This window comes from Candidatus Binataceae bacterium, from assembly GCA_035650475.1.
Classification (GTDB): Bacteria; Desulfobacterota; Binatia; order Binatales; family Binataceae; genus JAKAVN01.
The window spans coordinates 313,655-332,956 of record DASRHP010000012.1 but is presented as its reverse complement, the minus strand read 5'-3'; the positions used below and the strand labels follow the sequence as shown (position 1 = coordinate 332,956).

The 19,302-nt window shown below is 66.4% G+C and carries 17 protein-coding genes; 11 read left to right on the top strand and 6 right to left on the bottom strand.

Going from position 1 to position 19,302, the window contains the following annotated elements:
- The first annotated feature begins 64 nt into the window (after positions 1–64).
- The 5 genes from VFB33_13100 to VFB33_13080 all read left to right on the top strand — a co-directional run bounded on the left by VFB33_13100 (position 65) and on the right by VFB33_13080 (position 8,717).
- Positions 65–1,249, top strand: a complete 1,185-nt coding sequence (locus VFB33_13100) for an efflux RND transporter periplasmic adaptor subunit (GenBank protein HZO82624.1) — start codon at positions 65–67, stop codon at positions 1,247–1,249.
- Positions 1,246–4,413 carry an efflux RND transporter permease subunit gene (locus VFB33_13095; GenBank protein ID HZO82623.1) on the top strand — a complete coding sequence of 1,056 codons (3,168 nt, stop codon included), beginning with the start codon at positions 1,246–1,248 and terminating at the stop codon, positions 4,411–4,413. Before VFB33_13100 ends, VFB33_13095 begins: the two co-directional genes overlap by 4 nt.
- A gap of 186 nt (positions 4,414–4,599) precedes the next feature.
- Entirely contained in the window at positions 4,600–6,045 is a 1,446-nt protein-coding gene (locus VFB33_13090; protein HZO82622.1) for an aldehyde dehydrogenase family protein, read from the top strand.
- A 216-nt stretch (positions 6,046–6,261) separates the two neighbouring features.
- Entirely contained in the window at positions 6,262–7,455 is a 1,194-nt protein-coding gene (locus VFB33_13085; protein ID HZO82621.1) for an acyl-CoA dehydrogenase, read from the top strand.
- A gap of 77 nt (positions 7,456–7,532) precedes the next feature.
- The gene (locus tag VFB33_13080; protein ID HZO82620.1) at positions 7,533–8,717 is read left to right on the top strand and encodes an acyl-CoA dehydrogenase family protein; all 1,185 of its coding nucleotides are present in this window, start codon (positions 7,533–7,535) and stop codon (positions 8,715–8,717) included.
- A gap of 159 nt (positions 8,718–8,876) precedes the next feature.
- Here the strand turns inward: VFB33_13080 and VFB33_13075 are convergent, their stop codons facing one another.
- The 3 genes from VFB33_13075 to VFB33_13065 are packed head-to-tail and all read right to left on the bottom strand — an operon-like array spanning position 8,877 to position 11,818.
- The gene (locus tag VFB33_13075) at positions 8,877–9,662 is read right to left on the bottom strand and encodes an alpha/beta fold hydrolase (protein HZO82619.1); all 786 of its coding nucleotides are present in this window, start codon (positions 9,660–9,662) and stop codon (positions 8,877–8,879) included.
- Positions 9,662–10,984: an LLM class flavin-dependent oxidoreductase gene (locus tag VFB33_13070; GenBank protein ID HZO82618.1), complete on the bottom strand. Its 1,323-nt coding sequence runs from the start codon at positions 10,982–10,984 to the stop codon at positions 9,662–9,664. Before VFB33_13070 ends, VFB33_13075 begins: the two co-directional genes overlap by 1 nt.
- A gap of 54 nt (positions 10,985–11,038) precedes the next feature.
- Positions 11,039–11,818: a TetR/AcrR family transcriptional regulator gene (locus tag VFB33_13065; protein ID HZO82617.1), complete on the bottom strand. Its 780-nt coding sequence runs from the start codon at positions 11,816–11,818 to the stop codon at positions 11,039–11,041.
- A 459-nt stretch (positions 11,819–12,277) separates the two neighbouring features.
- Here VFB33_13065 and VFB33_13060 point away from each other — a divergent pair, with 459 nt between their 5' ends.
- On the top strand, positions 12,278–12,748 hold the full coding sequence (locus tag VFB33_13060) for a nuclear transport factor 2 family protein (protein ID HZO82616.1): 471 nt from the start codon (positions 12,278–12,280) through the stop codon (positions 12,746–12,748).
- Between the two features lie 18 nt (positions 12,749–12,766).
- Here the strand turns inward: VFB33_13060 and VFB33_13055 are convergent, their stop codons facing one another.
- Positions 12,767–13,639 carry a TIGR03620 family F420-dependent LLM class oxidoreductase gene (locus VFB33_13055; protein ID HZO82615.1) on the bottom strand — a complete coding sequence of 291 codons (873 nt, stop codon included), beginning with the start codon at positions 13,637–13,639 and terminating at the stop codon, positions 12,767–12,769.
- A gap of 191 nt (positions 13,640–13,830) precedes the next feature.
- Between VFB33_13055 and VFB33_13050 the strand changes: the two genes are divergently transcribed.
- Both VFB33_13050 and VFB33_13045 read left to right on the top strand, forming a co-directional pair.
- The gene (locus tag VFB33_13050; GenBank protein HZO82614.1) at positions 13,831–14,052 is read left to right on the top strand and encodes a hypothetical protein; all 222 of its coding nucleotides are present in this window, start codon (positions 13,831–13,833) and stop codon (positions 14,050–14,052) included.
- Positions 14,053–14,088: 36 nt separating this feature from the next.
- Positions 14,089–14,622, top strand: a complete 534-nt coding sequence (locus VFB33_13045; protein HZO82613.1) for an adenylate/guanylate cyclase domain-containing protein — start codon at positions 14,089–14,091, stop codon at positions 14,620–14,622.
- Positions 14,623–14,698: 76 nt separating this feature from the next.
- Here the strand turns inward: VFB33_13045 and VFB33_13040 are convergent, their stop codons facing one another.
- On the bottom strand, positions 14,699–15,715 hold the full coding sequence (locus VFB33_13040; GenBank protein HZO82612.1) for a methyltransferase: 1,017 nt from the start codon (positions 15,713–15,715) through the stop codon (positions 14,699–14,701).
- 287 nt (positions 15,716–16,002) lie between these two features.
- On the opposite strand from VFB33_13040, the gene VFB33_13035 reads away from it, so the two are divergent.
- The gene (locus VFB33_13035) at positions 16,003–16,434 is read left to right on the top strand and encodes a GatB/YqeY domain-containing protein (protein ID HZO82611.1); all 432 of its coding nucleotides are present in this window, start codon (positions 16,003–16,005) and stop codon (positions 16,432–16,434) included.
- 74 nt (positions 16,435–16,508) lie between these two features.
- Positions 16,509–17,666, top strand: a complete 1,158-nt coding sequence (locus VFB33_13030; protein HZO82610.1) for an epoxide hydrolase — start codon at positions 16,509–16,511, stop codon at positions 17,664–17,666.
- Positions 17,667–17,681: 15 nt separating this feature from the next.
- Here VFB33_13030 and VFB33_13025 read toward each other — a convergent pair whose 3' ends face one another.
- Positions 17,682–18,254, bottom strand: a complete 573-nt coding sequence (locus VFB33_13025) for a BON domain-containing protein (GenBank protein HZO82609.1) — start codon at positions 18,252–18,254, stop codon at positions 17,682–17,684.
- A gap of 446 nt (positions 18,255–18,700) precedes the next feature.
- On the opposite strand from VFB33_13025, the gene VFB33_13020 reads away from it, so the two are divergent.
- Positions 18,701–19,261 (top strand): hypothetical protein, encoded by a 561-nt coding sequence (locus VFB33_13020; GenBank protein ID HZO82608.1) that lies wholly within the window; start codon positions 18,701–18,703, stop codon positions 19,259–19,261.
- Positions 19,262–19,302 lie beyond the last annotated feature (41 nt).

The following is a 19,302-nucleotide window of genomic DNA, read 5'->3' as shown; positions in this document are numbered from 1 at the left end:
GGTCGCCGCGCCGAGTCTCGGAGCCGCCAAGGCGCGGGTGGGAATTGCGAGGTCTGGACCGGAGTTGGCTTTGGAAACCTTCCTCAACAAGGTGCGCCCGTGCGCGCGCTCAAGCGCCGCGCTCGCGGCCGTCCTCGCGCTGGCAGCGCTGCTCGGCGCCGGCTGCTCGAAGTCCAAGCCGGCGCCGGAGATGGGGTTTATGCACGGGCCGGTGCCGGTCACCGTCGCCCAGGTCGTCAGCAAGACCGTCCCCATCCAGCTCCAGGCGATCGGCACGGTTCAGGCCTACTCGACCGTCTCGCTCAAGTCGCAGATCGACGGCCGAATCGCCACGGTTTACTTTCGCGAGGGCCAGACCGTAAAGAAGGGCGACCTGCTGGTCCAGATCGACCCGCGCCCATTCGAGGCCGCGCTCCATCAGGCCGAGGCCGACCTCGCGCGCGACCGCGCGCAGCTCTTCCAAGCCGACACCGACGAGAAGCGCTACACCTACCTGCTCCAGCAAGGCGTAGGTTCGCAGCAGCAGTACGATCAGGCGCACGCCAACGCGGCCGCGCTGCGCGCGACCGTGCTCGCCGACGAGGCCGCCGTACAGACCGCGAAGATCAACCTCGGCTATACCGAGATCCGCTCACCGATCGACGGCCGCACCGGCGCCCTGCTGCTTCACCCGGGCAACCTGGTCAAGGCCAACGACGCCGGCAGCGTGATCGTGATCATCAACCAGATCAAACCAATCTACGTGGACTTCAGCATGCCCGAACGCGAGCTCGCCCGGGTGCGCCGGTTCATGAACGGGCGCCAGCTCGCGGTTGCCGCGCGCCCCAAGGGCGATTCGGCGGGCCGGCCCGAGCTTGGCACGCTGAGCTTCATCGACAACGCGGTGAACATCAGTACCGGCACCTTCGCCGCCAAGGGGATATTCGCCAACGAGGACCAGCGCCTGTGGCCAGGCCAATTCGCCGATGTCACTTTGACTCTGAGCGAAGAGCCGGACACAATCGTGGTGCCCTCGCAGGCGGTCCAGACCGGACAGGACGGGTCGTTCGTCTTCGTAGTCGGCCGCGATCTGTCGGCAAGCCCGCGGCCGGTAGTGGTGGGCGATTCGCTCGACGGCGAAACCGTCGTCAAGAGCGGGCTTAAGGCCGGCGAGACGGTGGTGACGGACGGTCAGTTGCGGCTGTTCCCCGGCGCCAGGGTCAGAATCAAGAATGCCCCCGCGCAGCCGGCGCAGCAGGTAGCCTCGTGAACCTGGCCGAACCCTTCATCCGCCGCCCGGTGATGACGACGCTGCTGTCGCTGGCGGTCGTCATCTTCGGCCTGGTGGCTTATCGCACGCTGCCGGTCAGCGACCTGCCCAACGTCGATTTCCCGACCATCCTGGTCACCGCCACCTTGCCCGGCGCGAGCCCCGAGACGATGGCGTCGTCGGTGGCAACGCCGCTCGAGCGCCAGTTCTCGACCATCGCCGGGCTTGACCAGATGACCTCGACCAGCATCCAGGGCATCACCAACATCACGCTCCAGTTCAACCTCGACCGCAGCATCGACGCCGCCGCCCAGGACGTCCAGGCCGCGATCGCTGCCGCCCAGGCGCTGCTGCCGCAGGGGATGCCGAGCCCGCCCTCCTATCAGAAGGTCAATCCGGCCGACAAGCCGATTCTCTACCTCGGGCTGAGCTCGCCCACGCTGCCGCTCTCCCAGGTTGACGAGTACGCCGAAACCTACCTCGCCGAGCGCATCTCGATGGTGAGCGGGGTGGCGCAGGTTCAGGTGTATGGCTCGCAGAAGTACGCCGTGCGGGTGCAGGTCGATCCCCAAGCGCTGGCCTACCGCGGGATCGGCATCGACGAGGTGGCCAAGGCGATCCAGAACTCCAACGTCAACCTGCCCACCGGCACCCTTTACGGCTCCCATCAGGCCTTTACCGTGCAGGCCACCGGTCAGCTCACCAGCGCCGCCGCCTACCGCCCGCTGATCGTCGCCTATCGCAACGGCGCGCCCGTGCGACTGGAGCAGCTCGGGCGGGTAGTCGACAGCGTGCAGAACGACAAGGTGGCCGGATGGGTGGACAACGAGCGCGCGGTGGTGCTTGCGATCCAGCGCCAGCCGGGCGCCAACACGGTCGAAGTGGTTGACGCGATCAACAGGATCCTGCCGACCTTCCGCTCGGAGCTGCCGGCCTCGGTCAAGATCACGCGCCTGTACGACCGCTCGGAGTCGATCCGCGCCTCGGTGAACGACGTCCAGTTCACCCTGCTGCTGACCGTGTTCCTGGTCGTGATGGTGATCTTCCTGTTCCTGCGCAACCTCTCGGCGACCATCATCCCGAGCCTCGCGCTGCCGCTGTCGATCATCGGCACGTTCGCGGTGATGTACGCGCTCGATTACACCCTGGACAATTTGTCACTGCTGGCGATCACGCTTTCGGTCGGCTTCGTGGTGGACGACGCGATCGTGATGCTCGAGAACATCGTGCGCCATATGGAGCTCGGCAAGGGGGTGTGGGAGGCCGCGCTCGACGGCTCGCAGGAGATCGCGTTCACCATCCTGTCAATGACCTTCTCGCTGGCCGCGGTGTTCATCCCGGTGCTCTTCCTCGGCGGGATCATCGGCCGCCTCCTGCACGAGTTCGCGGTCACCATCGCTGCCGCCATCCTGGTCTCGGGCTTCGTCTCGCTGAGCCTGACTCCGATGCTGTGCAGCCGCTTCCTGCGGCCGCCGCAAAGCGAACGCCACGGCCGGCTCTACCAGGTGACCGAACGATGGTTCGACGAGATGCTCGCCGGCTACCGGACGAGTCTCGGCTGGGTGATGCGGCATCGGCCCGCCACGCTCGTGTTCGCGCTGGGACTGCTGGCCGGCACGGTCTATCTCTACGAGGTCGCGCCCAAGGGCTTCCTGCCCAGCGAGGACCTGAGCGAGGTGCTGATCTTCACCAAGGCGGCACAGGGGATTTCGTTCGACGCGATGGTGAAGCATCAGCAGGCACTCGCCGACGCCCTGCGCAGCGACCCCAACGTGACGACCTTCTTCTCCAGCGTCGGCGCGGCGGGCCCCAACGGCGCGCCCAATTCGGGCATCCTCTTTGCGCACTTGAAGCCACGTCCCGAGCGCAAGCTGACGGTGGACCAGGTGATGAACGAGCTGCGGCCCAAGCTCGCCGCGGTCCCCGGCATCATCGCCTTTCTCCAGAACCCGCCGCCGATCCAGATCGGCGCCAAGTTCACCGAGGCGACCTACCAGATCACCTTGCAGAGCCCCAACACCGAAGAGCTTTACAGGTATGCCCAGCTCTTCGAGCGCAGGTTGCGCGCCTCGCGCGAGCTCCAGGACGTGACCAGCGACCTCCAGATCGCCAACCCGCAGGTCAACGTGGTAATCGACCGTGACAAGGCGCACGCGCTCGGAATTTCCGCGCAGTCGATCGAGGACGCGCTCGACAGCGCCTACGGCGAACGTCAGGTCTCGACCATCTACGCGCCCAACGACGAGTACTGGGTGATACTTGAAGTCGAGCCGCGCTACCAGGCGAATCCCGACACGCTCAAGCTGCTCTACGTCCGCTCAGACAACGGCCACCTCGTTCCACTAGACACCATCGCACATCTGAAGCGCACGCTCGGTCCGCTCGCGATCAACCACTCGGGCCAGCTTACGTCGGTGACGATCTCGTTCAACATCGCGCCCGGTGTCTCGCTCGGCAAGGCGCTCGACCACGTGCGCGCGCTTGCCGACGACCTCATCCCGGCCAGCATCAGCGTCAATTTCACCGGCACCGCCCAGGAGTTCGAGTCCTCGCTGCGCAACCTCGGCATCCTGCTTCTGATGGCGATCCTGGTGATCTACATGGTGCTCGGCATCCTGTACGAAAGCTTCATCCATCCGGTGACGATTCTCTCCGGCCTGCCGGCGGCCGGCTTCGGCGCGCTGCTCACGCTGATGATCTTCCACCTCGAGCTCGACCTGCTCGCCTTCGTCGGCATCATCATGCTCATCGGCCTGGTCAAGAAAAACGCGATCATGATGATCGACTTCGCGCTCGATGCCCAGCGCACCGAAGGCAAGAGCCCGGCCGAAGCGATCTTCGAGGGCTGCATGATTCGCTTCCGGCCGATCATGATGACCACGATGGCGGCGCTGATGGGCACGCTGCCAATCGCGATCGGCGCCGGGGCGGGCGCCGACGCGCGCCGTCCACTGGGGGTGGCGGTGGTCGGCGGTCTGCTCTTCTCGCAGTTCCTCACGCTCTACATCACGCCCGTGATCTACACCTACATGGAGTCGTTCCACGCCTGGCTCCGAGCGTTGCGCGGACGTCCGGCGCCGGCCGCGCACGAGGCCGGCCCGCACGTGGTCGAGCGCGGCAAACGCGCCGCGGGCGAGGCGCCGCGCCGGCGCGCCGCCTCGTAGTGGTGGAGTGGGGCGGGCCTCCGTGCTTCTCTGCCCCGACTGTCGTCCGGCGGGTTCAACGGAAGCCCCCGCCACCCAGCGCAATGAGCCGCTCACTCTTTCCCGCGCGGCCGGACTGCGCGAAGATTGGAGCGAGACCGCCGAATCCGTCTTCGGCCGGCGCATCCGCGCATGGGAGGCCCTGCGATGGCGACTCCGCTCTATCGGCTGTTCATCGACGGCCAAGCAATCGACACCGCCGAGCATTACGATCTGCACTACCCCTATAACGGCGAAGTCGTCGGCACCGTCGCGCGCGCCGGCGAGCAGGAAGCCGACGCGGCGATCGCGGCCGCCGCGCGCGCCTTCGCCCAAACGCGCAAGCTGACGCGCGCACGGCGCGCCGAGATACTGACCGCGATGGGCCGCGGTGTCGCCGAGCGGCGCACCGAGTTCGAGCGCGCGATCACGCTGGGCACCGGCAAGCCCATCGACTACGCGCGCGCCGAGGTCGGCCGCACGATCGGCGTGCTGGGACTCGCCGCCGAGGAGGTCAAACGCTTCGGCGCAAGCTACGAACCGATCGACTTCGAGCCCGCGCTGGCCGGCGCGGTAGGCCTCGTCGAACGCTTTCCACTCGGCCCGATCGGCGCGATCGGCCCCTTCAACTTCCCGCTCAACCTGATCACGCACAAAGTCGCGCCCGCGATCGCCACCGGCAATACGATCGTCGTCAAGCCGCCCCCGCAATGCCCGGGGCCGGCATTGATGCTGGCCGAGCTTGCGACCGCGGCCGGCCTGCCCGCAGGCGGCTTCAACGTCATCTCGGCCGACCCGCCGGTCGCCGAGCGGCTCGCCACCGACGAGCGCATCCGGATGCTCAGCTTTACGGGCAGCGCCAAGGTCGGATGGGCGCTCAAGGCTAAGGCCGGGACCAAGCGCGTGTCGCTGGAGCTGGGCGGCAACGGCCCCCTGGTGATCGACGAGGGCACCGACCTCGATTACGCGGCAGCGCGCACCGCGCGCGGCGCCTTCATCCACGCCGGGCAGGTCTGCATCTCGGTCCAGCGCATCTTCGTTCATCGCCGCGTGTACCAAGGCTTTCTCAAGCGGCTGGTGGAGGCGACCGAGCGCCTGGGCGTGGGCGATCCGATGGACGAGCGCACGATTGTCGGGCCGATGATCAGCAGGGAGGCTGCCGATCGCGTGATGGAATGGATCGGCGAAGCGAGCGCGGCCGGCGCCGGTATCCTGACCGGCAACCGGCGCGAGGGCAACGTCGTGGCCCCCACCCTGGTCGAGCTCGGCGAGCCCGGACTGCATCGCCTGCGCGTGTGGTGCGAGGAAGTCTTTGGCCCGGTCGCGACGGTCGAGCCGATCGAGAACTTCGCCGCCGGCGTCGCCGCTGCCAACGACTCGCCCTACGGCTTGCAAGCCGGCGTCTTCACCAACAACCTCGAGCACGCCTTCATGGCGTTTCGCGAGATCGAGGCGGGGGCCGTGATCGTCGGCGACACCGGCGTCTTCCGCGTCGATACCTACCCCTTCGGCGGGGTGAAGGGCTCCGGGCTGGGCCGCGAGGGCGTCCGCTGGGCGATGGAGGCGATGACCGAGCCGCGGATGATGGTGATGAACCTGCGCGGCCGCGCCTGACCCCCCCAAGCATCTCACACGCGCGCTGCTCTTGCCGGGGCCTCCCCCACTTGGTTTCGGGATGGGTACGCTGTGGGGTCGAACGACGCGGCGCCAAGTTTCCTCGGCGCCGCATCATGCCGGAGGATTTTGCGCGGGCGGGCGCAACTGTGCGAAAATTTCTTCGCTGCCGCGGGCACGCGCGCCGCGCGCCAATCAGGCCCAACGCGAGGAGCGATGGATTTCAAGTTCAGCCCCGAGGACGAAGCCTTTCGCGCCGAGCTCAGAGCCTGGCTGGAGGCCAACCTGCCGCGCCGCGAGCGGAACGAAGCGGCCGAGGATTCCTTCGCCGACGAGGGCGCGAGCCACTGGCAGCGGCGCCTGGCCTGGCACAAGAAGATGCACGCGGGCGGATGGGTCGGAATCAGCTGGCCCAGGGAGTACGGCGGACGCGGCGCCACGCTCACCCAGCAGGTCATCTACGACGAGGAGCTGGCCCACGCGCACGCTCCCGCGCTGGTCAACCAGCTCGGCACGATGCTGGTCGGGCCGACGCTCATCCAGTGGGGCACCGAGGAACAGAAGAAGCGCTATATCCCGAAGATCCTCTCGGCCGACGAAATCTGGTGCCAGGGCTACTCCGAGCCCAACGCCGGCAGCGACGTCGCCGCGCTCCAGACCCGTGCGGTCGAGGACGGCGACTACTTCATCGTCAACGGCCAGAAAGTCTGGACGTCGGACGCCCATCACGCCGACATGTGCATCCTGCTCACGCGCACCGATCCCGACGCGCCCAAGCATCGCGGCATCAGCTACCTCCTCGTTGACATGCACAGCCCGGGCGTAACCGTCCGCCCGCTGATCCAAATCACCGGCGAGCGCGGCTTCAACGAGGTCTTCTTCGAAGACGTCCGCGTGCCGAAAGAGAACCTCGTCGGCGAGAAGAACAAAGGATGGCAGGTCGCGATCACCACGCTGATGTTCGAGCGCAGCGGCGTCGGCGACCCCAACATGAACACCAACCAGGTGCTCGAACTGGCGCGCCTGGCGCAAACCATCCCGCGCGACGGCGCTACTGCATGGGACGACAGCGCCGTCCGCCAGCGTATCGCCCAGTTCGCCCTCGAGGCGGCCGCGCTCAAGTACACCGCCTACCGCCAGCTCACGCGCCGGCTGAAGGGGCTGCCGCCGGGGCCCGAGGGCTCGGTGATGAAGCTCGGCGCGAGCGAGCTGCATGTGCGAATGACGAAGTTTGCGATGGAGCTGCTCGGGCCGTACAGCCAGCTCGAACACAAGGTGCCGTGGGCGCTCGCGCGCGGCGTGTGGAGCTACCGGATGCTGCGCGCGCGGGCATTCACGATCGCCGGCGGCACCAGCGAAATCCAGCACAACATCATCGGCGAACGCGTGCTCGGCCTGCCCAAGGGCTGACCGCGCAGGCGCCGCTGCCTGCAACCTGAACCGCCGCGCGGCGGCCCCACGCGGCGCATCGAGTGAGGGGAGCGCAGATGGATTTCAAGCTGAGCGAGCAGGACGAGGCCTTTCGCCGCGAGTTCCGCGCCTGGCTCGACGCCAACCTGCCGCCGAGCGAGCGGCGCCATCGCTTCATGCTCGAGTTCATGCACAGCGAAGAGGGCGACGAGTGGGAGCGGCGGCTGGCCTGGCACAAGAAGATGCGCGCCGCCGGATGGGTCGCCGTGCACTGGCCGGAAAAATACGGCGGCCGCGGCGCCACCCTCACCCAGCAGATGATCTACCAGGAGGAACTGGAGCGGGCGCGCGCGCCGATGCTCGTCAACGGGCAGGGCATCGGGCTCGTCGGCCCCACGCTGATGATCTGGGGCACCGAGGAACAGCGCCAACGCTACATGCCGCCGATGCTCGCGGCAACCGAGATCTGGTGCCAGGGCTACTCCGAGCCCGGCTCCGGCTCCGACCTCGCCTCGCTCCAGACCCGCGCGCTTGAAGACGGCGACGACTTCATTGTCAACGGCCAGAAGGTCTGGACCTCCGACGCGCATCACGCCGACATGTGCTTCCTGCTCGTGCGCACCGACCCTGACGCGCCCAAGCACAAGGGCATCAGCTACCTGCTGGTCGATATGCACAGTCCCGGAATCACGGTGCGCCCGTTGGTCCAGATGACCGGCGACCGCGGCTTCAATGAGGTCTTCTTCGAAGACGTGCGGGTGCCGAAGAAAAACGTCGTCGGCGAGAAAAACAACGGGTGGCTGGTTGCGCTGACCTCGCTGATGTACGAGCGGCGCTATCGCGGGCTCGACAACAACGTCGGTGAGCTGATCCAACTCGCCAAAAGCGTGCGCCGCAACGGCCGTAGCGCATGGGAGGACGACGACGTCCGCCAGCAGGTCGCGCAGTTCTACTGCGAGGCGCAGGCGCTCAGGCTGCTCAACTTCCGCCAGCTCACCCGTCAGCTCAAAGGGCTGCCGCCGGGGCCGGAGAGTTCGATCGTCAAGGTCGTGACGACCGAGATAAACCTGCGGATGAACAGGCTCGCGATGGAGCTGCTCGGGGCCTACGGGCAGATCGAGCTCGACGCGCCGTTCGCGATCGACGAGGGGCGCTGGCTGTACCGGATGCTCGCGTCGCGCGGGCTGACCATCGCCGCCGGCTCGAGCGAGATCCAGCGCAACATCATCGGCGAACGCGTGCTCGGCCTGCCCAAGGGATAGCGAAGTTTATCTGGCGTCTCGATGCTGCCTGTGCGGCGCTCCGCATCGCGCCGCAGATGCGGCCGAGGCCTGCTGCCGGCCTGCGAGCTCGCCAAAATGTAACGGCCGCGGCGCCCCAGGCGCCGCGGCCGTCGTTTCGCTCGTCGCAGCACCGACGCCTCAGGCGTTGAGAAACTCCGTCACCACTTTGACGAACTCGGCCGGCTGCTCGTACATCACCATGTGTCCGGCCTCCTTGATGGTCGCCAGCCGGCAGTTGCGAATGCTGCCAAGGAACTCGCGCGCGTAGGCGGGCGGGATCGTCCGGTCTGACTCGCCCCACACCAGCAGCGTCGGCGCCGCGATCCGGTACGCGCGCTTCTTCAGGCCGCGGTCGGGAATCGGCCACAGGAACTTGCTCGCGGTCGAGAAGCGCTTGGTGCGCTCGATGAACATCGCGGTCAGCGCCTCCTGGTCGTCCCACGGCAGCGCGACCATCATCTGCGCCAGCGGCGACTTGGGATCGTGAAAGAGCAGCGCGGGCAGCTCATCGAGGTCGGCCGCGAACAGGTCGGGAATCGGATGCTCGTCAAGCCAGAAGCCGGCGGGACCGACCAGCACGAGCTTCTTCGCCCGCCGGGTGTCGAGCGCGGCGACCTCGGCCGCCAGCATCCCGCCCATCGAATGGCCGACAATGTTGGCGCTCGCAATCCCGAGGTCGTCCATCAGCTCATGGTAGAACAGCGCCGCGTCGATCACGTCGTCGATAAGCTCGCCGCCGGTCGACTCGCCGTAGCCCGGCAGATGCGGCGCATAAACCTTGAAGCTGCGGCCCAGGTCTTCGAGGAAGGGATCGACGCCGAGCAGGCCGCCGGCGCCGTGGATGAACAGCAGGGGCTCGCCACTACCGGTGACTTCCATTTCGACGGACCACTTGCCGTCGCGCAGTTTGTGATGGGTCTTCATTACTTCGCTGAACTCCTCGCCTCGGCGGCGGCCGCCTTGCGCCCTTTACCGTTGGTCTTGCCGTTGCGCTTGCCGCTGTCGACTTCGAGCTTGAACGACACCGGCGCCGGCATCGCGAGCTCGCTCTCGGGCAGCCGCTTGGGCGACCAGCGGTCCTCGAACTCGCTCCACAGGTCGCGCAGATGCGGCATCACCTCGCGGGCGAACAACTCGGTGTTCTTGCGCGTTAATTCGGGCGGCATCGAGCCGATCTGCAGCAGCAGCATCAGATGGCCGCACCTGAGGCTCTTGATCGCCTCGCGCAGGCGCTCGCGCACGGTCTTGGGCGAGCCCGCGATCACGTAGCCCTGATCGACGAAGTCCTTCCACTTCATCGCGGCGCGTACGAGCGCCGCGTCGCGCGTGATCTGGCCCAGCAGGCCGGCCTTGATCGTGCTCGGCGTGCGGTAGCCCGGCGCGTCGGCGTAGCCGAGGTAGACGTGCAGGCAGCGGTTGAAGAAGTAGTCCATGTGCTGGGCGTAGTCGCGCTCGGCCTGCTCGTCGGTTTCCGCGACCGCGATGATCTGGGCGAAGCCGAGGCTGTAGGGGTTGAGCTCTTTGCCCTTCTTCGCCATCACGTTCCAGTAGCCGTCGGCGACCTTCTTGCCCGCGATATATCCGAAGTAGGAAAGGAATGAGTATTGGTAGTCGTGGTCGGCGACGAAGTCCCAGGTCTCGACCGAACCGCCGCCCGGGATCCAGATCGGCGGATGCGGCTGCTGGAGCGGCTTGGGCCACAGATTGACGTAGCGCAGCTTGGTGAACTTGCCGTTGAAGGCGAACGGCGCGCGCGCCTTCCACGCCTTGACGATGAGCTCGTGGGCCTCGAGGTACTTCGCGCGGATCGTCGCCGGCACTTCGCCATAGCAGAAGTTGACGTCCATCGAGGTGCCGACCGGAAAGCCCGCGACCAGGCGTCCGCCGCTCAACACGTCGAGCATCGCGAACTCCTCGGCCACCCGCACCGGCGGATTGTACAGCGCGATCGAGTTGCCCAGCACGACCAGGTTGGCGTTGCGCGTGCGGCGCGCGATCGCCGCCGCCATGATATTCGGCGAGGGCATCAGGCCGTAGCCGTTCTGATGATGCTCGTTGACGCCCAGCCCGTCGTAGCCCATGCGGTCGGCGAATTCGAGCTGATCGAGGTAGTCGTTGTATAGCCGATGGCCTATCTTCGGGTCGTAGAGGTCGCGCGGGATATCGACCCATACGCTGCGGTACTTCTGCTTGAAGTCATCGGGCAGGTAGCGATAGGGCATGAGGTGAAACCACGTGAATTTCATAATCAGATCTCCTCCGGAGAAGCTGTTCTCAGGCTGTTTGCCGTTTCGATTCGACTAGCCATTCGCGGCCGGCGCCGCTTTGCGCCGCCTCCGCGGCGAGGGGCGCGCGGCACCCTTGCCGTTGCCGCCGTGTCCGTTCGCCGTCCGGTTGCCGTTCTCCGGATGCATCCCGTTTCGCCGCGTCGAGGCCGCCGCAGCTTCGGCCGCCGCGAGCTGAAATTCGAAGGTCTCTTCGGGCAGTCCCGCCGCCTCAAGCCCGGTCACATCGCGAAAGATCGCCTCGTCGCCGGTGAGCAGGAAAGCGCCGTTGAGCGCGGCCCAGATAACGGTCGCCGCGCGTGTGGCCGCGGCGTTCGCCTCGCCTGCGCCGCCGAGCAGCCGCCCGACCGCGTCGCGCCACAAGTTGAAGCACTCGCGGCCGAGCCGGCGCACCTGTTCGTAGCGCTCCAGCTCCTCGGGCCGCGACAGGCGCAGCGGGAGCTTGCCAAAATCGACCGCGAGCTGCGCGAGGAACAGCCCGCGCGACTCCCTGAGGTAATCGAGGTAGGCCGCGCCGATCGCGCGCACCTCGTCGGCGGGCGCGAGACCGCGCGCGCGGATTTCGAGATAGCGGGCGCGCAGGCGGCCGATGCGCTCGGCCATCAGACTGAGGAAAACGTCGTCGCGCGAACAGAAATAGAGGTAGATGGTGCCGACGGCGACCTCGGCCTCGCGCGCGACCATCTCGACGGTGGCGCCTTCGAGCCGGTGGGCGGCAAAGACCTTGGCGGCGGCGGCGAGGATGGCCTCGCGCCGGGCCCGGCGCTCGCGCGCTTTGCGCTCGCGCACGCTCATGCGGCAGTGATCCGATGAAGCACGGTTCAGTTTCTGAAGCTGGCTTCTAGCGCGAAACGAGCAGAGAGTCAAACGAGGATCAGGTTGAGCAGCCGAAGGGACGATTGCGTTTCGTCCTTCCTATTGGGCTCATTGGAGAAACAGAAAAAAAGATTCGCATGCATCTCCTTTACCGCACGGGAACGTGAGGTATCACGGTCAAACCGCGGCGGGTCACCCGGAAAATCGTTGTGCGTGGTCTTCACTCCGACGGCCTTGGTTCAGCGATCTTTTCTTTCCATCCCGGGCGACAGCGCAAGATCGGCACGAAGCAAGGAGATTTTCTTTCCCACAATCGCCGACCGAGGCTTACCGATTTGACTAATTGACTCGCTTAGATGCACCCACCAGCATCCACCCGGATACCCGAATCGGCTTTGGAAACCTGCCGGCGGAATTCCGGCTGGAAGAGGCTTTGCCATGGGAAAGCGGAGGTTGGTTTGCCTGGCGGTAGTCCTGATGTGTGCCGGGACGGCCTTGGCCGACCCGGCGGCCACGGTCAAGGCGCACTCGGAGGCCTTCGCCAAGGCTTTCCAAGAATGCGACGTTCCTGCGGTGCTCGCGCTCTACGAAGATAACGCGACTTTGATCTGGCCCGGCGAGGGCGAGGTCGCAACCGGCAAGGCCGCGATAGAAAAGGTGATCAAGGAGCAATGCGCGAGCGCCGGCAAATCGACGCTCAAGTCAATAAGCTCCGATTCGAAGGCGATCGGCAAGGCCTACATCGTCAACGTCGGAATGTGGGACGACACGATGAACGGGCCCGACGGCAAGCCGGTCACGATGCGCGTGCGCACCACCGAGCTTTTGCACCAGTCGGCAGGCAGATGGCGCTACGTGATCGACCATGCGTCGATCGGGCTGCCGCCGGCGCCCGCCGCCAGGCAGTGACCTACGAGATCGCGGGGATCAGCGCGGGGCGAAGGCCCCCAGCGCGCGCTCGTCGGGCAGGCCGCTTGAATCACACCGCAGCGGCATCAGACAAACGTGATTGGCGCCGGCCGCGAGCAGAGCCTCGATGCGGGCAGCGATTTTGTCCTCGCTGCCCCACGCGATCATCGTGTCGATCAGGCGATCGCTGCATCCGTTTTCGAAGTCAGCCGCGGTGAACCCCTGCGACATCAGGATGCGGCGGTAGTTCTGCTGGTTGGCGTAGAAGCTGAGGTGCTCACGGGCGCGGGCGCGCGCCGTGGCCGCGTCGCGCTCGAGGATCACGACCAGGCTCGCGCAAACCCACTTGTCCGGGCCCATGATCGCCCGCGCCTTGGCGGTATGCTGCGGACCGCACATGTAGGTATGCGTTCCCTGCGCCTCGCGCGCAGCGAGCGCGAGCATCTTGGGGTGCAGCGCGGCGATGACCAGCGGAGGCTCGGCCTTGGGCGCTGCCGCCTTGTACAGCGCCTGCTTCATCCGCGGAATGTACTCGCTCATGTAACTGAAGGGTTTGACGTACTGATGCCCGCGCAATTCCTCGACGAGCGAGCGATGGCTGACACCGATGCCGAGAATGAAGCGACCTTCGGCGGCTTCCGCCAGCGTTCTTGCCGCCGACGCCATCGACATCGGATCGCGCACCCAGATGTTCGCGATGCCGGTGGCATAGATTAGGCGGTCGGTCCGCGCCAGCAGGTAACCGCCGTGCGAGAAGGGCTCGCGGCCCCACGCTTCGGGCGTCCACAGGACCTTGTAGCCCATGCGCTCGACGCGCCGGCAGAACGCGACGCTCTCCGGCGTCGTCATCGCGTCGAGAAAGCAGAACGCTCCGACCTTGCCGATGTCCATCGTTGCCATCCCCGCGAATGGATTTCGCCCGAAGCCCGGCGCGGCGCCACTATAGATTTTCCCCACACGGGCTTCAAACCTCGGAGCGCCGCCGCTCCCCGAATTGACTCCCATTAGCAAGAGGGTCAGCATGGCGCAGCGAATCGGCACCGGCGCTTAGCTGCCGGAAACTACGCCCGGAGGACGATCCGATGGCCGGGGAGCAGATGACCGAGGAGCAGCGGGAAACCTGGCGCAAGGTGCTGACCGAGGGCCACCCCAGCATCACCATCCTCCATCGCCTGTTTCGCTATCTTCCCGGTCCGCCACGATGCAAGGTCTGCCACAATCCGTTTGGCGGGATCGGCGGCAAGATCGTCGGGCTGCTGGGTTTCCGGCCGTCGCGCAAGAATCCGTTGGTGTGCGCCTTCTGATGTGAAGCCCTTCCGCCCGGCGGCGCGGAAGTTGACATCGCGATCCTGTTCGCCGATATCCGCGGCTCGACGATGCTGGGGGAACGGCTGGGGCCGGCCGAGTATGCCTCGGCGCTCAATCGTTTCTATGCCGCCGCGACCGAGGTGCTGATCCGGCGCGACGCGCTCGTCGACAAGCTCATCGGCGACGAGGTGATGGCGCTGTTCATCCCGGGGATATGCGGCCCGGACTACCGGCGCAAGGCGGCGGAGGCCGCGCTCGCCCTGATGGGCGCCGTCGGCTACGGGCGCGGGCGCGAGCCGTGGATGCCGATCGGCGTCGCGGTCAACTCGGGCATGACCTACGTGGGCAACGTGGGCTCCGAAGGGGTGGTGGATTTCACCGCGCTGGGCGACGCCGTCAACACCGCCTCGCGGCTGGCTGCGAGCGCGGCCGCCGGCGAGATTCTGCTCGGCGCCGACGTCTATGAGGCGCTGGCGGGGAAGTATTCCGGGGCTGAGGAGCGCACGCTGAATCTGCGCGGCAAGGAAGTGCCGTTTCCGGTCCACGTCCTGCGCGCGGGACAGTAGTCTGCGCTTTCGCGCGCGCGTCCGGCACGCGCGCGGGACGCCACCGGAGCGACAGACGCCTCCGGCGGCGCGACCTCTACTTCGTCGCCAGGATCAGCGGCGAGACGTGCGGAGCTTCGATCGTCGCGACCTTGCGGAAGCCGGCCTGCTTGAGCCACTCGCGATACTCGCGCATCGTGTAAACGTCGCCGTCCTGCGTGTTGATCAGCATGTTGAGTCCGAACAGCAGCGCGAGCTCCGGGCCCGTGCGTTCGTCGTTGGGCACGAACTCCCCGATGAGCAGCATCCCGCCCGGATTCAGCGCCGCGGCGCATCGGCGCAGCAGCCCGCGCGCCCATTCGGTGGCGCCGCCGTGCAGGATATGGCCCAGGATCGCGAGGTCGAAGCCCGCGCCGAATTCGACCCGGTTGAAGTCGCCTTCGAGATAATCGTAGCGGTCGCCAACACCCCATCGCTCGGCATATTCGCGCGTGACGCGGGCGACCGCCGGATAGTCAACCACGGTGACCCGCGTCTTGCGCAGCGCGCGCGCAAACGGAATCGACCATGCGGCGGCGCCCGCGCCGATATCGAGGATGCGCTTAATCCCGGCTTTTTCCTTCGGCGTCAGGCGCGCGACGGCGGCGCTCGCGGCGTTGAAGTTGTTGGCGAAGAGCGCCGGGACCAGTCTGGCGAAAAACTCCTGCGCGTCCTGCGGCGAGGCCTGCTGGTTGAGCGGGCGGCCGCTGCGCACGACCTCGGGCAGCATCGACCACGTGCCCGCCAGCATCTTGCCCAGCGTCGCACTCTCGCCCATGTAGAGCGGTTTGCCGCGCACGAGGTATTCCGCCGCGCCCGAGGTGAGCCGGTATTGCTGACTGCTGCGCTTGAGGTAGCCGAGGCCAACAAGCGCGTCGAGCAGCCGGCGAGTCGCGTCCTCGGCGGTGCCGGCGGCAGCCGCGATCATCTCTGCCGTAAGGTTGCCGTCAGCGATTCGGCTGAAGAGGTCGAGCTCGACCGCGGCTGCCAGCGCGAGTCCCCTCCATGCGAAAGTCATCAGGTCGAGCCATATCCGAAGCGACGGCGGGTCGAGGTTCTTCTGCGTCTGCGGCATCGTATGGCTCCTTGTGCTGCTGATCGGCCCGGAGCATCGCTCGCGAACCGAGAATCGCGTCGGGCATTGACCATGCCGATTCAACCTGATCGCCGGGGAATGTTCATCTTTTCGGTCATATCACCTGACGCGCGCAATGTCGCCGGACGTCGTCAAGGTTCGCTGATCGACCGCCAACGGGCCCGCTTTCGGGAGCGCCGGCGAGATCGTAAATTAAGGCGCGGCCGCGCCGCAATCAACATAAATGCAGCCAGGCCCGGCGCGAGCGCTGATCTGGAGAAAAGCGCGTGAAACAGAAATTCCAGGAAGACCTCAAGGCGGCGATGAAGGCCGGCGACAAGGTGCGCACCATGACCCTGCGCGGCGTGCTCGCCGAGATCACCCGCGTGGAGAAGGACGTCCGGCGCGAAGCGAGCGAGGCCGAGATCGTGGCGGTGCTCAAGCGCGAGCGCGCGCGACGCGAGGAGATGCTGGAGTTTGCGCGCAAGGCCAACCGTGCCGACCTCGTCGCGCAGAACGAAGAGGAAGCGCGCATCCTGGAAGGCTACATCCCGGCGGCGGTCGGCGAGGACGAGCTGCGCACGGCGATCGCCGAGCAAATCGCCTCCGGCGTGCGCCAGATGGGCCCGCTGATGAAGGCGCTCAAGGACCGCTTCGGCGCACAGCTCGACGGACGGGTGGCGAGCCAGCTGGTCAAGGAGGCGCTGGCCGCGAAATGAAGGCGGGCCGTCTCTGAAATGACCTGACTCCCGACCCCCTTCCGCTTCAGAGAAAGGGGAGTGAGGATTTATCAATGGTGAATGCGAAGCCGCACCCGTTCACGATCAATATCCCCGACGCGGTGCTCGACGACCTCCGCGCGCGGCTCGAGCGCACGCGCCTGCCCGACGAGATTCCCGGCTCCGAGTGGGATTACGGAACCAACCTCGCCTACCTGCGCGGCCTGATCGACTACTGGCGGACGCGATACGACTGGCGCACACATGAGCGCGAGCTCAACCGCTTCGCGCATTTCCGCGCTGAAGTTGACGGCCTCGGCATCCACTTCATCCACGAGCAGGGCCGCGGTCCCAATCCCAGGCCGCTGCTGCTGCTCCACGGATGGCCGGGCTCAGTGTACGAGTTCATGCGGATCATCCCGATGCTGACTGATCCGGCGGCGCACGGCGGCGACGCGCGCGACGCGTTTACAGTGATCGCGCCATCGCTGCCGGGCTACGGCTTCTCCGACCATCCGCGCACGCGCGCGATGAATATCCAGGCGATCGCCGACCTCATGTTCAAGCTGATGACGGAGGTGCTCGGCTACCGGCGTTTCGGCGCGCAGGGCGGCGACTGGGGCGCGGCGATAGCCTCGCGCCTGGGCGAGCTCTACCAGCCCCACCTCTACGGCATCCATATCAACATGATCGCGGTCGGGGCGGCCGAGGGGCGCCGCCCGACGGAGCTCAGCCAGGAGGAGAAAATCTTTCTCGGCGACCTCGAGCGCTTCCGCCAGCAGGAAACCGGTTACCAGTGGATCCAAGGCACCAAGCCGCAGACGCTGGCCTACGGACTCAACGATTCGCCGGCCGGGCTGGCGGCATGGATCATCGAGAAGTTTCGCACTTGGAGCGATTGCCGCGGCGAGGTCGAACGGCGCTTCAGCAAGGATCAGCTCCTCACCAACGTGACGATCTACTGGGTGACCGGCACGATCAATTCATCCATGCGGCTGTACTACGAAGCGCGCCACCATCCCTGGCGGCTGAGGCCCAATACGCGGATCGAGACGCCCACCGGCGTCGCAGTTTTCCCGGGCGAGTTGATGCGCCCGCCACGGAGCTGGGCCGAGCGCGCCTACAACGTCGTGCACTGGACCGTAATGCCGTCGGGCGGGCATTTCGCCGCGATGGAGGAGCCGGCGCTGCTCGCCGAGGACGTACGTGCTTTTTTCCGCGAGCTGAGCTGAGAGTCCTGTACTCGCTTATGGGAAGGTGAAGCCGCCACCGTAGCCGTAGTACGGAGTTCCGTAAGGAGATGCGTAGGGTGACCCGTACGGCGTCATCGGGTAGGGGCTGTAGGGCGCGCCAAAGGGCGAGAAGGGCGAGCCGTAGGTCGGCGGATAACCGCCGTAGCCCATTCCGAAGCTGCTGTTACCCATGCTCAGCAATCCCATCATCCCGATCAGCGGGACCAGCGCGGCAAGCCCGTTCTGATTCTGCAGGTACTGCTGGCTCTGCGCCTGCTGGGTCTGATTCTCGTAGCTTTGCAGGCTGCCGACTCCACCCGGACTGTACGAGCCGCTCGGCGGCGTCGAGGGAGCTGACGACGGCGCGCCGGAGCCGTTAGAGGCGAGCAGCTCGGGCCGTACCGCGATGCGGTTGACCACGGCGACGTCGGGAGCGTGCAGATAGCGGCGCGCCTTGTCAACGGCGTCCTGCTTGCCGAAATCGGTGGCGACGAAGCCGTAGAGGATGACCTCACGATTGCCGGAGCCGTTCGTCAAAACCTGTGCACCGACCAGCGGTAGGCGATTCTTCTGAAGGTAGCTGGTCAACGCGCTGCTTTGCGCGCTGTCGTTGGAGTATCCGGGCGGAACCGCCCCGGCCGAGTCGGGATCGCCAGTCGATGAAGAACTCGCCGAGGCGTAAGTGCCAGAGCTTGAAGACGCGCTGCCCGTCGTGGACGAAGAAGTTCCGAACAGCGATCCGCTCGACGCGGATCCGCTGGAGGAGTTGCGCTCGAAGGAATAGCTCCCCGCGGGCGACGTGCCGGCGAAGCCGCTCGGGCTGGACACCGCCATGCACGACGACGTCGCCAGCAGCCCCAAGCTGCTGAACACAACAGCCGTAATGCTCATCCATCGGGGCATCGTCTTAATCCTATGCCTGCGTTGGGGGCGCGGAAAGGGGGTCGTCAGGCTGGCGCCACTCGCACGACGCCCGCGCAATCTGGCCGCGGAAAGCATGGCGTGATAGCCTTGCCCGCAACGGGAGTTGTCCGATGAATGTTCGTCGTTTGGCGCGCACGCATCGGCGAGGCGCCGCGTCCACCGCCGCCGCCCTGCTGCTCGCCTTTGCGACTGGCGCGGCCGGTTGCTGGAGCCAGCGTCCGACGCAGGTGATGGTTTCGCAGGTGTCGCCGGAGATGCATGCGGCCAAGCCGCCCGACTGCAACATGCCGGTCCTGACCTCGGAACCCACTGTCGCTTACAAGCAGGTCGCGATCATCGACGTGTGGGCCGACATCTCGAAGAACGAGTCCGGCGTGCTGCCCGAGCTCAAGCGCAGGGCGTGCGCCACCGGCGCGCAGGCGCTGCTGATCCTCAACGCCAAATCGCAGGACGTAAAAACGCTGCTTTATGGCCCGACGCCCAACGAAACCGAAACCCAGGTCACTTCGGCCAACAACACCGCCAACCAGGCCGGCCAGTATATCAAGATGATGGAGCATACGCGGCGTATCGGCGAGCCTGGTCATAGCGGGTTCTATGTCGACGCGGTGGCTATCGACTGGGCGCCGGACAAAACCGCGGACTCCAACCGCCAGCAACCCAATCCCTAGTCCGGCCAAGTCGGCTCCCTCGCCCTGCCCCGTGTGCAGCA